Below are 12274 nucleotides of genomic sequence, written 5' to 3'. Positions count from 1 at the left end.
AAAATGTGCCCCGAATGGGGCACTGACCGATCACATCGGGTCGTTGCGGCGCAGCAGTTCTTCGGGCAAGTGCTCGATGTACTCGTCCTCGGGCGGCGGCATTTGCAGGTGGTAGCCCTGCTTGTCGAGGTTTTCCAGGACTTGCGCGATGTCTTCCTGTTGCAGCTTGCGCTCAGGCGTCAGCACCAGGTTGAACGCGAGCAGCGGTTTGCCGAATACAGCAAGCAGGCCTTCGGGCACCCGTTCCAGCTCGTCGCTTTTCAGCACGTAGAGGTACATGCCGGCGCGTTTGGAGCTGCGGTAGATGGAGCAAATACGTTTCAAGGCTGTTCTCCGGCAGTGGCCAGGCTGTCGAGCAGCATCTGGCCCATCAACTCGCGGCGCCAGCCACGCAGCGAGTCTGGCAATTTATAAGGCCCATCGGGGTAGCCACTTTTGACCAGGGCTTCGAGGGTTTTCTTGCGCAGCATCAGTTCCGGGGCCATGTCCAGGCGCTCGGCTTCGGCCTGGCCCAGGGCACGCAGCTGCTTGATCAGCGTGGCGGCGTCCACCGGCAACGGCTCGGCCACTGCCGGCGGCCATTGGTCGATGGACACACTGCCGACACGCTTGATCAGGTCCAGCAGGAACTGGCCATCCTGACGCACGGTGCGCGGGTGCATGTCTTCGATCTTGCCCAGGGCGGCGAGGTTATCCGGCTGGGTCTTGGCCAGGGGCCACAACGAATGCTCGCGAATGATGCGGTTGCGCGGCAGGTCACGGGCACGGGCTTGCTGCTCGCGCCAGGCGCACAGTTCACGCAATACGGCGAGCTGGGCGCGGGACAGTTTCCACGCCAGCTTGGCGTCGCGGTACACCTCGTACGGATCGGTTTCGCGGCGCAGGTTGGCCACCAGCTCCGCACCGTCTTCCAGCACCCAGGCATATTTGTCATCGGACAGCTGCGGGCGCAGGCGCACGTAGACTTCGGCCAGGTGCACCGCGTCTTCGGCGGCGTAGCTGATCTGCGTCTCCGACAACGGTCGCTGCAGCCAGTCCGAGCGGGTCTCGCCCTTGGGCAGTTCGATATCCAGCACCGCTTGCACCAGGCGCGAATAGCCCATGGAGAAGCCGAGGTTCAGATAGGCGGCAGCCAATTGGGTGTCGAACAACGGCACCGGCAGGCTACCAGTCAGGCGTAGCAACACTTCCAGGTCTTCGCTGCAGGCGTGCACCACCTTGATCACCGCCGGGTTCTCCAGCAATGCGGCCAAGGGTTGCCAGTTGTCGATGGTCAGGGGATCGATCAGGTAAGCGCGTACGCCATCACCAATCTGGATCAGCCCGGCAATGGGATAAAAGGTGTCGACCCGCATGAATTCGGTGTCGAGGGCGACGAATGGCAACTGCTGCCATTCGGCGCAATGCTGGCCGAGGCTATCGTTGTCGCAGATCCAGTGAATATCGATGGCCACACGGCTCTCCCTTGAAGAATGGCGCGCAGTATATATCGCGAAAGGGCCTCGCGAGCACCCGCAGAACACCCGCCATCATGAAAACTCCGACAAGAGACGAAAGAATAGTCCGACAGGCGGCAGTTATCCTCTCTTACGCAGCACATAGACCCGCCACAGCTTGGAGCCGGGCATGAATTCCTGGTGATTGAGCACGCTGAAACCGGCCTGACGAAATTCGTCTTCCACGGCCACGGCCGAATTGACCGAGACGATCACCGTGTCGCGGCTGACCCGATGAAACTCGCGCAGCAAGGCCAGGCGCCCTTCGCTGCTCGGCACATGGCGAAACAGTTCCAGGCAGAAAATGCAGTCCACCGCATTCGCCGACAAGCCGATGGAAAACGCCGAGCCCTGGAACGTCTTGATCCGCTTGAGCAGCGCCGCCGGATGGTGGGTGCGGGCGTGGTCGAGCATGTCCTGGGAATTGTCCGAGGCCAGGATCACCCGGTTGACGTGCTCGGCCAACACCGGCCAGAAGCGCCCGGAGCCGCAGGCCAGATCAAGGATCAACCCCGGCTCGCCCGCCACCTTGAGCGCGTGGCGCACCAACCGTTCATCACGCCATGCCGTCAGGCGCTGCAACAGGCCAGGCGGACGCGTGTCGCCGCAGACCCGCGCGTGCTCACGATCACAGCGCTCGGCGTATTCGATCTCGATGGAGGATGGAGGTTGTGACGACATCACGGGCCCATATGAATGAAACGGTAGTGAACGACCTTATGCCGCAGCTTAACCACTGCAACGTGAAAAAAAGGTCGAAGCCTTCACTGCCGCCAACCCGTTCAGGCTTGATGCAGATACCAGCGCCAATCCTGCTCGCCGACCTCGCCCATGAACTGCCGGTACTCGGCGCGTTTTACCGCGAGGTACACGTTTAGGAACTCGCTGCCAAACGCGTCCCGCGCCCAGCTGGAACCTTCCAGCGCGCGCAAGGTGGTCAGCCAGTCGGTGGGCAACAATTCCTTGGCCTGGGCGTAACCGTTGCCTTCCACCGGCGCGCCGGGGTCGCGCTGTTCGCGGATGCCGCGATGGATGCCGGCGAGGATCGCGGCGGCGGCCAGGTAGGGGTTGGCGTCGGCGCCGCAGATGCGGTGTTCGATGTGCCGGGAGTTGGCCGGGCCGCCGGGCACGCGCAGGCTGACGGTGCGGTTGTCCACGCCCCAGGTGGCGGCCAGCGGCGCGTAGCTGTTGGTCTGGAAGCGCCGATAGGAGTTGGCGTTGGGGCAGAACAGCAGCAGCGAGTCGAGCAAGGTGCTGAGCATGCCGCCCACCGCCTGGCGCAGCAGCGGCGTGCCATCGGCGGCCTCGCTGGCGAACAGGTTGCGGCCCGCGGCGTCCGCCAGGCTGACGTGCATGTGCATGCCGGTGCCGGCCAGGTCGTCGAACGGTTTGGCCATGAAGCAGGCGGTCATCCCGTGTTTGTGCGCCACGCCCTTGACCAGGCGCTTGTAGCGCACGGCTTCGTCCATCGCTTGCAGGGCGTCGGTGCGGTGCTCCAGGGTGATTTCCACCTGGCCCGGGGCGTATTCGGAAATCGCCGTGCGCGCCGGGATGCCTTGCAGTTTGCAGGCGCTATAGAGGTCGGCGAGGAACGGTTCGATCTGCTCCAGCTCACGCAGGCCGTAGACCTGGGTGGAGCGCGGGCGCCCGCCGTCCACGTCGCGCGCCGGTTGCGGGCGGCCATGGCTGTCGGGCTTCTGGTCCAGCAGGTAGAACTCCAGCTCGGCCGCCATCACCGGGTAATAACCGTCGGCCTTGAGCCCGTCGATCACCTTGGCCAGCAAATGCCGGGGATCGGCCACGGTGGCGGGCAACCCTTCTGTCGGATGCATACTGACTTGCACCGCCGCCGTCGGTATCAGCCGCCACGGCATGCGCTGCAGACTGCCGCTGATCGGGTAGGCACGGCAGTCGATATCGCCTACGTCCCAGACCAGCCCGGAGTTTTCCACGTCATCACCATTGATGGTCAGGCCGAGGATGGTGCTGGGCAACGGCCGGCCGCTTTCGTATACCGCCAACAGTTCATCGCGGTGCAGCAGTTTGCCCCGTGGCACGCCGTTGTTGTCGAGGATAAACAGCTCGAACATCTCGATGTCCGGGTGTTGCGCAAGGAAGGTGTGGGCTTCGTGCAGGCAGGCAAAGTCACTCATGGGAATTCTCATACGTGTGCGTCAGACAGGCGCGCAAGTGCACGCCCTACGGGGGGCGGATCAACGTAGGAGAACGGCGTCTGGTGGGCGCGCGTGCCGGCAGTGGAACAGTGCCCAGAAAGCCAGCTCGGGAAGCGTGTCGGGGGAACCGTCCATGGGGGATCACAGTAAGGTCGATGCCCGGCAGCGTCACACGCCCGGATAGTTGGATAAATTCAGGGTTGACGGAGTTTGGTTGCAGCTTGGCTAAACATTCGGCTTCGCCTTGATCAATTCGACAAACGCCGTACAGGCCGCGCTGCGATAGGCGCCCTGGCGACTCAACAGCGCCACCGTACGCTGCGGCAACGCCGGGCTGATCGCCACCGCGCGCAAACCCGAATGGGCCGTGGCAATCGCACTGGGCAGGATGGTGGCCAGCGCGGTGTGGCGCACGATTTCAATGATCGCGCTGATGGAATTGGCCTCCATGGCGATGTGCGGTTTCACCCCCTGCTGGCGGCAATAATCGTCGATATAGCGCCGGGTCGCGAAGCCGGGGTTCAACAGCACCATGGGCTGTTCCAGCCACGACGGCGCATCCATCGCCGGTTGGCTGGCGCTGACGACCACGCTGAGCGTTTCCGCAAACAGCGCTTCACACGCGATATCCGGCAGGTGCTCGCCGGTAAAGCCGATGCCGATGTCCAGCAGGTCCTCGGTCAGTGCGGCTTCCATGCGGTCCTGGGTCAACTCTTCCACACTGACCGTGATGCCCGGGTACAAGGCGTTGAAACGCGCCAGCAGCGGGCCGATCAGGTACGCGGTAAACGTCGGCGTCATCGCCAGGCGCAGGCTGCCACGGCTCAGGTCTTGCACGTCATGCATGGCGCGGGTGCCGGCCTGCAAGTCCTGCAAGGCCAGGCGCGCAAAACGCACATAGGCCTGCCCCGCGTCGGTCAGGCTGACGCTGCGCCCGGAGCGGTCCAGCAGCGGCGCGCCGAGGGTTTCTTCGAGCTGCTTGATCTGTTGCGACAAGGTCGGCTGCGACACGTGCAGCGCCTCGGCAGCCCGGGTGAAGTTGCGATGCTCGGCAACGGCCAGCAGGTAACGGATATGGCGCAGCAACATCAGCAGCACTCCAACTATAGGCATGACTTATTGAAACCATAATAAGCCGGTCTTGGACGCTATAGCTGAAAACTTCCATCCTTGCCCCATCAGCGACGCAAGGAGAACCACCATGCAGCACCTCATCGACGGCTTCCGCAAATTCCAGAGCGAAGCCTTTGCCCAACGCAGCGACCTATTCAAACACCTGGCGACCACCCAAAACCCCGGCACCTTGTTTGTGTCCTGCTCCGACAGCCGTGTAGTCCCGGAGCTGCTGACCCAACAGGAACCTGGCGACCTGTTTGTAATCCGCAACGCCGGCAACATTGTGCCGTCCTACGGCCCGGAGCCTGGCGGCGTGTCGGCCACTGTCGAATACGCGGTGGCGGTGCTGGGGGTCAGTGACATAGTGATCTGCGGCCATTCCGACTGCGGCGCGATGACCGCCATCTCCACCTGCAAGTGCCTGGATCACCTGCCGGCTGTGGCCAATTGGCTGCGCCATGCCGAATCGGCCAAGGTGATCAACGCCGCCCGTGACCATGCCTCGGACGCCGCACGCCTGAACTCATTGGTGCGCGAAAACGTGGTGGCGCAACTGGCCAACCTCAAGACCCATCCCTCGGTCGCCCTGGCGCTTGAACAAGGCCGGCTGACCCTGCACGGCTGGGTCTATGACATCGAAACCGGCGCCATCGACGCCCTGGACCACCGCAGCGGGCGCTTCGTTTCGCTGCTGGATCAACCCCAGGTTCACGCCTGACACCCCCTTTCCAAACCCAGAGGACATCACCATGTTGCAAGCTCAATTCGCGCAAACCCCACGCCTGGCCCTGGCCGATACCGTTATCGACCTGAAGGCGCGCAAGAACCTGTCCTGGCAGGACCTCACCGACGGCACCGGCTTGAGCCTGGCGTTTGTCACCGCCGCCCTGCTCGGCCAGCATCCGTTGCCCAAGGACGCCGCCGACGTGGTCTGCGACAAGCTCGGCCTGGACCAGGACGCCAGCCGCCTGCTGCAAAGCGTGCCCCTGCGCGGCAGCTTTCCCGGTGGCGTGCCGACCGACCCGACGATGTACCGTTTCTACGAAATGCTGCAGGTCTACGGTTCCACCCTCAAAGCCCTGGTGCATGAGCAATTTGGCGACGGCATCATCAGCGCCATCAACTTCAAGCTGGACATCAAGAAAGTCGAAGATCCGGACGGTGGCTCCCGCGCGGTGATCACCCTGGATGGCAAGTACCTGCCCACCAAACCCTTCTGAATCGGCAACGACCGTCTACGCTCTTGGCACACCAACAAGAACGAGGGACGGACCATGAAGGCAATGCTGCGCATCATCTGGCTGCTGCTGTTGTGTTGCAGCCAGGTACACGCCGCAACCGTTGAGGAAGCGGACGCGCAAGCCGCCAAGGCTTTGCTGGAAAAAGCCTTGGCGTATTACCAGACCCAAGGCGACAAGGCCTTCGCCGCCTTCAGTCGCCAGGGCGAATTCATCGACCAGGACCGCTACGTGTTCGTGGTCGATACCCAGGGCGTGCTGCTGGCCAGCGGCGGGCCCTCTTCCGCCTTGATCGGTCGCGACGTGAGCGAAGTGCTCGGGCCGGATCTGCGCCAGTCGTTCAAGGACGCACTCAAGGTGCCGGAAGGCCAAGGCATCCAGCAGGCCGACTACCGTTGGCAGAACTGGAACGACGGCAAGGTCGAGCACAAGCATGTGTTCTACCAGCGTGTCGGCGAACGCATCCTCGCGGTGGGTTACTACCTGCCCCGGGCCACCCCGGAACAGGCGCGTGCGCTGCGCAACAAGGCGGTAGACGCACTGGTCAAGGACGAGGCCGGCACACTCAAGGCGATCAATTCATTGCAGGGTGGTTTCCTGCAGGATGACCTGTATGTGTTTGTGGTCGATCTCAACACCAAGCGCTACGTGGCCCATGGCACCAACCTGCGGCTGATCAACACCGATTTCAGCAAGATCAAGGACCCCGACGGGAAGCCGGTGGGCGAACCGATCCTCAAGCTGATGAGCGAGCAGGACCAGGGGGAATACAAGTACCGCTGGAAGAATCCGGTGACTGGCAAGGTTGAGAACAAGCATGCGTATTTGCGCAAGAGTGGGCATTACATGGTGGCGGTTGGGTATTACAGCCCTTAAGCAAGATTGGAGTGCAGTCAAAAACTGTGGGAGCCAGCTCCCACAGGGGCCATGTTCCTACAGTTGAATCTTCGTTATGTCTGCTATTCGATGGCCTCGTAGGGAAGCCCGACGTAATTCTCGGCAATGGTCCTACGCCCAGCTTCGGAATGAATGAAGTACTCCAACTCACTCTCTGCAATCCGTTGGCTGAACCCATCCGCCTCGGGAAACTGATGCAACATCGAAGTCATCCACCAGGAAAACCGCTCCGCCTTCCACACCCGCCGCAGGCAGATTGCCGAATATTTCTCCAAGAGATCCACACGCCCCTCGCCATACACTCTGAGCAAAATGCGGTACAAGGTGCTCACATCACTCGCGGCCAGGTTCAAGCCCTTGGCCCCGGTGGGCGGCACGATGTGCGCCGCATCGCCGAGCAGGAACAGGCGCCCATACTGCATCGGTTCCACCACGAAGCTGCGCAAGGGCGCGATACTTTTCTCGATGGACGGCCCGGTCACCAGTTGCTCGGCCAATTCGCCGGGCAGGCGGGTTTTCAATTCATCCCAGAAGCGTGCGTCTGACCATTCATCCAGCGGTTCCTCCACCGGCACTTGCAGGTAATAGCGGCTGCGGGTCGGGGAACGCATGCTGCACAGGGCAAAGCCTCGCGGGTGCTTGGCGTAGACCAGTTCAGCGTGCACCGGCGGCGTGTCGGCGAGGATGCCGAGCCAGCCGAAGGGGTACACGCGTTCGAAGATTTTCAGCGACTCTTGCGGAATCGACTGACGGGCAACGCCGTGAAATCCATCGCAACCGGCGATGTAATCGCACTCCAGGCGAAAGGCTTCGCCCTGATGTTCAAAGGTGAGCCACGGCCGATCACTTTTCACATCATGGGGCTGCACGTTGCGCGCTTCGTAGAGGGTGCTGGCGCCTGCGGCGGCGCGGGCGTGCATCAGGTCGCGGGTGACTTCGGTCTGGCCGTAGATCATCACCGACTGGCCGCCGGTCAAGGCCTTGAGGTCGATGTGGGTGAGCTGGCCGTTCAGGGCCAGTTCAAAACCATCGTGCACCAGCCCTTCACGATCCATGCGCTGGCTCACGCCCGCTTCGCGCAGCAGATCGACCATGCCTTGCTCCAGAACCCCGGCACGGATGCGGCCTTGTACATACTCGGCGCTCTGGCGTTCCAGGATCAGGGTCTGGATGCCGGCGTTATGCAGCAGCTGGCCAAGCAACAGTCCAGAGGGACCGGCGCCAATAATGGCGACTTGGGTTTTCAGGATTTTCATTATTGTTATCGCCTGTAGATTCCACCCGAACGGATTGAGTGAAAGCGTTGTCATTGGTCTTGTGGCTGACATTTTTCACTTGAGTCGCCGGTATAAGAAGGTGAAAACTGAGCCAAAGCCTGCGCTTTTTGCCAATCGGGGCGATTACCGCACCACTCTCCTGGGTATCGGATTGAAACCATGACCAAAACCGCGATTCCGGTCTTCAAGCTTTACGGGGAGGACCAGCAATGGCCGACCCCCGATTTGTTGCACTGCGAAACCATTTCCCGGCGCAGTCGGGAATACCAGTGGGAAATCCAGCCCCACCGGCACGCGGATCTGTGCCAATTGTTGTACGTGCACAAAGGCCAGGCCCACCTGGAAATCGAAGGCCAGCGCACCACGATCAACGAAGCGACGCTGCAAGTGCTGCCGCCGCTGTGTGTACATGGGTTTCGGTTTGCCGAAGACGTCGAAGGCTATGTGGTGACACTGGCGGCGCCACTGGTCAGCCACTTGCAGGCGCAACTGGGAGGTACCGTAGACGGACTGCAAGCCTTGGGGAATTATCCGGCAGGCAAGGACAGCGATTACCTGAACCACCAGTTCGCCCGCCTGCAGGACGAATACGCCGATGAACAACCGGCACGGGACATGATGATGCACGCCCTGGTCAGCGTGCTGCTGGTGTGGATCAGCCGCCAGGCGATCCAGCGCCGTCACCCACGGGCGCCGCGCGGGCGCGAGTATTTCCGGCGGTTTACCCAACTGGTGGAGCAGCACTACCGCGAGCATCCGAAGATCGAGGACCTGGCCCACAAGCTGGGGATCTCGGTCTCACACCTGAACGGCACGTGTCGGGAGTTGGGTGGGCAACCGGCGTTGCAGATCATGCATGACCGCCAGTTGCTGGAAGCCAAGCGCCTGCTGACTTACACCAGCATGAGCATCAATGAGATGTCGGAGGTGCTGGGGTTCTCGGACCCGACCAACTTCTCGCGGTTGTTTCGCCGACGGGTGGGGTTTTCGCCGAAGGCGTTTCGTGAGCAGCTCAAGGCTGAGACAACACCGAGCTAACGGTGGAAACGGTTTTATGTGGATGTGGGCTTGTGTGGGAGCGGGCTTGCTCGCGAATGCGGTGGTTCAGTCAACTCATTGGGTGGCTGACACACCGTATTCGCGAGCAAGCCCGCTCCCACACAAGCCCGCTCCCACATTAAATTTCCAGCAGGCCGGACTTAGCGCAACGCGCTGAAACTGCCGGTATGCGGAACACATTGGTCCTGATGACAGCTGATCGCAAAACTCGGCTGCATGCGGGTTTGCTCGACGCGGTAGGCGGCAGTGCCGTACAGCGCGCTGGCAACCGCGCAGAGGGAGAAAATCATCAGGTACTTTCTGGTTTTGATGCTCATGGCACAGACCTCTGAGCGGGACTACAAGGTGCTGTTTAAAGCATAGGCCAGCCAGGGCGAGTTGCCATTATTGGGCGACATTCAAACGGTTTATATCGGCCTACAAACCGACGTCCCATGCCGGCTCCTGCGGAAACCTCACCACCAGAAAATCCAACAAGCTGCGCAACGCCGACGGCATGTGCTTGCGCGAGGCATACACCGCGTAGATGTTCATCTGCCGGGGCTCGGCCTCGGGCAGCAGGCGCACCAGTTCGCCACGGCGGATGTGATCGCCCGCCTGATAGCTGGGCAGCATGCCCACACCGGCCCCGGCCAGCGTCACGCGCAACAGGGTGCTGGCCTCGTTGGCGGTGATATTGCCGTGCACCGGCACCGACACGTGCTCACCGCCCTCTTCGAAATGCCACAGGCTTTTGCCGAAGTAGGAATGGGTGAGGCAGTTGTGCCGCGCGAGGTCTTCGACTTTCTGTGGCGCCGGATGCGCCAGCAGGTACGCGGGGCTGGCGCACACCACGGAGCGACAGACGGTCAAACGCCGGGCGATCAGGTTGGGGTCCAGGTCCGTACTGGTGCGAATAGCCAGGTCGATCCGTTCATCCACCAGGTTCACCGTGCGGTCGAGCATTTGCATGTCCACCGTCACCAGCGGGTAGCGCTGCACGTACTCGGCGATTGCATCGGCCAACTGCGCTTGGCCGAACGAGGTGCTCACGCTCAGGCGCAACAGGCCACGGGGCGCGTCATCGGGTTCGCTGACGGCGGCCTGCATGTCGCAACTCAGCTCCAGCAGTTGCCGGCAACGCGGCAGGGTTTCGCTGCCAGCGGCGGTCAGGCTGAGCTTGCGCGTGGTGCGGTGCAGCAGGCGTGCGCCGACCCAGTCTTCCAGCTCCGCCAGGTAGCGCGAGACCACCGGGCGCGACAGGTCCAGATGATCGGCGGCGGCGGACTGGCTGCCCAGGTCCACCACGGTGACAAACACGCGCATTGCTTGAAGACGATCCATGATCTGCCCGATTTTAGAAACAAACTATGTTCCAGCATCGCATTTTTAGTTGCGTTTGGTGCAACTAAGCTCTGTGCATCCTTTGAATCGACTGCTGGAGCTGCCCGATGCTGTCCACCCTCAAGCGCTTGACCCTGGCCACCGCCGCCCTGGCCTTCGCCGCCCATGCGGCCGCGGCCGACCTGACCCTCGACGTGTACAACCCAGGCGAAGCCGCGATCTTCCCGGTCAGCTCGGTGCTGGTCAGCGGCGCAAAAGACGCGATCCTGGTGGACGCGCAATTCGGCAAGGCCCAGGCCGAACAGCTGGTGCAAAAGATCCGCGCCAGCGGCAAGCACCTGACCACCATCTACATCAGCCACGGTGACCCGGATTACTACTTCGGCCTCGACACCCTCACCGCCGCGTTCCCCGACGCCAAGGTGCTGGCGCCACAACCGGTGGTCGATCACATCAAGGCCACCGTCGCCGGAAAACTGGAATTCTGGGGCCCGAAAATGGGCGCCGACAAGCCGGCTAAAACCATCGTGCCGGACGTGCTGCCAGGCCACAGCCTGACCCTGGAAGGCCAGCAACTGGAGGTCATCGGCCTCGACGGCGCGCAGCCGGACCGCAGCTTTGTGTGGATTCCGTCGATCAAGGCCGTGGTCGGTGGCGTGGTCGTCGCCGAGAACATCCACCTGTGGATGGCCGACACCCAGAGCCCGCAGTCCCATAAAGACTGGCTGGCGACACTGCAGCGCATCCAACAGCTGAAACCGCAGACGGTGATCCCGGGTCACTACCTCGGCACACCGACGCTGCAATCAGTGACCTTTACTGCCGACTACATCAAGGCCTTCGACATCGAGACCGCCAAGGCCAAGGATTCTGCGGCCCTGATCGCGGCCATGAAAAAGCGTTACCCGACCCTCGCCGACGAAAGCTCGCTGGAACTCAGCGCCAAAGTCGCCAAGGGCGAAATGAAGTGGTGAATGGTTTCAAAACCCTATCGAACTGGAGAACGTCATGAGCAAGATTGCAATCATTGGTGCCACCGGCCGTGCCGGTAGCCAACTGCTGGAAGAAGCGCTGCGTCGTGGTCATACCGTCACCGCCATTGCGCGCAATACCGACAAGCTCGCCCCACGCCCGGGCGTCACCGTCAAACAGGTCGACGCGCTGGACGCCGAGGCCCTGCAACACGCCGTCAGTGGCAACGATGTGGTAATCAGTGCCGCACACTTCGCCACCCTGCCCGCCAGTGCCGTGATCGGCCCGGTGAAAAAGGCCGGTGTGAAACGCCTGCTGGTGGTGGGCGGTGCGGGCTCGCTGTTGCTGCCGGATGGCAGCCGTGTGATTGACAGCCCGGGTTTCCCAGCGGAGTACAAGACTGAAGCCAGTGCGGGCGCTGATTTCCTCGCGGCACTGCGTCAGGAGCAGGAACTGGATTGGACCTTCCTGTCGCCGTCGGCGGAGTTTGTGGAGACCGAGCGCACGGGTAAATTCCGCGTGGGCCAGGATGATTTGCTGGTGAGCAGTGAAGGTCGCAGCTGGATCAGCTTTGCGGACTATGCGATTGCGTTGATCGATGAAGTGGAATCGCCGAAGCACTCGCGCCAGCGTTTCACCGTGGGCTACTGACACAACTGGATCAAAACTGTGGGAGCGGGCTTGCTCGCGAAAGCGGTGGGTCAGTTAGAACATCTTTGACT

14 protein-coding genes are annotated in these 12274 nt (G+C 62.0%); 6 read left to right on the top strand and 8 right to left on the bottom strand.

Annotation, left to right across the window (positions count from 1 at the left end; genetic code table 11):
• Positions 1-30: 30 nt before the first annotated feature.
• The 5 genes from DBR46_RS22685 to cynR form a co-directional block, all read right to left on the bottom strand.
• Positions 31-324 carry a YcgL domain-containing protein gene (locus DBR46_RS22685; protein WP_017736294.1) on the bottom strand — a complete coding sequence of 98 codons (294 nt, stop codon included), beginning with the start codon at positions 322-324 and terminating at the stop codon, positions 31-33.
• Positions 321-1454 carry a ribonuclease D gene (rnd, locus tag DBR46_RS22680; RefSeq protein ID WP_124528007.1) on the bottom strand — a complete coding sequence of 378 codons (1134 nt, stop codon included), beginning with the start codon at positions 1452-1454 and terminating at the stop codon, positions 321-323. Before rnd ends, DBR46_RS22685 begins: the two co-directional genes overlap by 4 nt.
• Positions 1455-1577: 123 nt before the next feature.
• Positions 1578-2177, bottom strand: coding sequence for a class I SAM-dependent methyltransferase (locus DBR46_RS22675; RefSeq protein ID WP_124528006.1), 600 nt, complete (start codon positions 2175-2177; stop codon positions 1578-1580).
• Between the two features lie 101 nt (positions 2178-2278).
• A complete protein-coding gene (locus DBR46_RS22670) occupies positions 2279-3649 on the bottom strand; it encodes a glutamine synthetase family protein (RefSeq protein ID WP_124528005.1) in 1371 nt (456 codons plus the stop codon).
• Positions 3650-3895: 246 nt separating this feature from the next.
• Complete coding sequence (gene cynR, locus DBR46_RS22665; protein WP_124528139.1) at positions 3896-4759, bottom strand: transcriptional regulator CynR; 864 nt, start codon at positions 4757-4759, stop codon at positions 3896-3898.
• A 112-nt stretch (positions 4760-4871) separates the two neighbouring features.
• Between cynR and DBR46_RS22660 the strand changes: the two genes are divergently transcribed.
• From DBR46_RS22660 to DBR46_RS22650, 3 genes are read left to right on the top strand one after another with little or no spacing between them, the layout of a single operon-like run.
• Positions 4872-5504, top strand: coding sequence for a carbonic anhydrase (locus DBR46_RS22660; protein WP_124528004.1), 633 nt, complete (start codon positions 4872-4874; stop codon positions 5502-5504).
• 31 nt (positions 5505-5535) lie between these two features.
• Entirely contained in the window at positions 5536-6006 is a 471-nt protein-coding gene (gene cynS / locus DBR46_RS22655) for a cyanase (protein ID WP_124528003.1), read from the top strand.
• 54 nt (positions 6007-6060) lie between these two features.
• Complete coding sequence (locus tag DBR46_RS22650) at positions 6061-6900, top strand: cache domain-containing protein (protein ID WP_124528002.1); 840 nt, start codon at positions 6061-6063, stop codon at positions 6898-6900.
• 83 nt (positions 6901-6983) lie between these two features.
• Here DBR46_RS22650 and pobA read toward each other — a convergent pair whose 3' ends face one another.
• Complete coding sequence (gene pobA, locus DBR46_RS22645; protein ID WP_177414117.1) at positions 6984-8168, bottom strand: 4-hydroxybenzoate 3-monooxygenase; 1185 nt, start codon at positions 8166-8168, stop codon at positions 6984-6986.
• Positions 8169-8357: 189 nt separating this feature from the next.
• Here pobA and DBR46_RS22640 point away from each other — a divergent pair, with 189 nt between their 5' ends.
• Positions 8358-9236: a helix-turn-helix domain-containing protein gene (locus DBR46_RS22640; RefSeq protein ID WP_124528000.1), complete on the top strand. Its 879-nt coding sequence runs from the start codon at positions 8358-8360 to the stop codon at positions 9234-9236.
• Positions 9237-9397: 161 nt separating this feature from the next.
• Here the strand turns inward: DBR46_RS22640 and DBR46_RS30360 are convergent, their stop codons facing one another.
• Together DBR46_RS30360 and DBR46_RS22635 are read right to left on the bottom strand one after the other, a co-directional pair.
• Entirely contained in the window at positions 9398-9574 is a 177-nt protein-coding gene (locus tag DBR46_RS30360) for a hypothetical protein (protein WP_177325328.1), read from the bottom strand.
• A 100-nt stretch (positions 9575-9674) separates the two neighbouring features.
• The gene (locus tag DBR46_RS22635; protein ID WP_124527999.1) at positions 9675-10580 is read right to left on the bottom strand and encodes a LysR family transcriptional regulator; all 906 of its coding nucleotides are present in this window, start codon (positions 10578-10580) and stop codon (positions 9675-9677) included.
• 107 nt (positions 10581-10687) lie between these two features.
• Here DBR46_RS22635 and DBR46_RS22630 point away from each other — a divergent pair, with 107 nt between their 5' ends.
• Positions 10688-11554 carry an MBL fold metallo-hydrolase gene (locus tag DBR46_RS22630; protein WP_124527998.1) on the top strand — a complete coding sequence of 289 codons (867 nt, stop codon included), beginning with the start codon at positions 10688-10690 and terminating at the stop codon, positions 11552-11554.
• A 34-nt stretch (positions 11555-11588) separates the two neighbouring features.
• Positions 11589-12203, top strand: a complete 615-nt coding sequence (locus DBR46_RS22625) for an NAD(P)-dependent oxidoreductase (RefSeq protein WP_124527997.1) — start codon at positions 11589-11591, stop codon at positions 12201-12203.
• Positions 12204-12274: the final 71 nt, after the last annotated feature.

Origin of the sequence: Pseudomonas sp. KBW05, from assembly GCF_003852405.1 — a bacterium.
In the GTDB taxonomy this organism is placed as follows: domain Bacteria; phylum Pseudomonadota; class Gammaproteobacteria; order Pseudomonadales; family Pseudomonadaceae; genus Aquipseudomonas.
This window is presented reverse-complemented; position numbering and strand designations above follow the sequence as displayed.

Coding starts and splice junctions, on each gene's coding strand:
- cynR (WP_124528139.1), bottom strand. CDS start 4,759: ATGTTGCTGCGCCATATCCGTTACCTGCTGGCCGTTGCCGAGCATCGC.
- DBR46_RS22630 (WP_124527998.1), top strand. CDS start 10,688: ATGCTGTCCACCCTCAAGCGCTTGACCCTGGCCACCGCCGCCCTGGCC.
- cynS (WP_124528003.1), top strand. CDS start 5,536: ATGTTGCAAGCTCAATTCGCGCAAACCCCACGCCTGGCCCTGGCCGAT.
- DBR46_RS22635 (WP_124527999.1), bottom strand. CDS start 10,580: ATGGATCGTCTTCAAGCAATGCGCGTGTTTGTCACCGTGGTGGACCTG.
- DBR46_RS22670 (WP_124528005.1), bottom strand. CDS start 3,649: ATGAGTGACTTTGCCTGCCTGCACGAAGCCCACACCTTCCTTGCGCAA.
- DBR46_RS22640 (WP_124528000.1), top strand. CDS start 8,358: ATGACCAAAACCGCGATTCCGGTCTTCAAGCTTTACGGGGAGGACCAG.
- DBR46_RS22660 (WP_124528004.1), top strand. CDS start 4,872: ATGCAGCACCTCATCGACGGCTTCCGCAAATTCCAGAGCGAAGCCTTT.
- DBR46_RS22675 (WP_124528006.1), bottom strand. CDS start 2,177: ATGTCGTCACAACCTCCATCCTCCATCGAGATCGAATACGCCGAGCGC.
- DBR46_RS22625 (WP_124527997.1), top strand. CDS start 11,589: ATGAGCAAGATTGCAATCATTGGTGCCACCGGCCGTGCCGGTAGCCAA.
- DBR46_RS22650 (WP_124528002.1), top strand. CDS start 6,061: ATGAAGGCAATGCTGCGCATCATCTGGCTGCTGCTGTTGTGTTGCAGC.
- DBR46_RS30360 (WP_177325328.1), bottom strand. CDS start 9,574: ATGAGCATCAAAACCAGAAAGTACCTGATGATTTTCTCCCTCTGCGCG.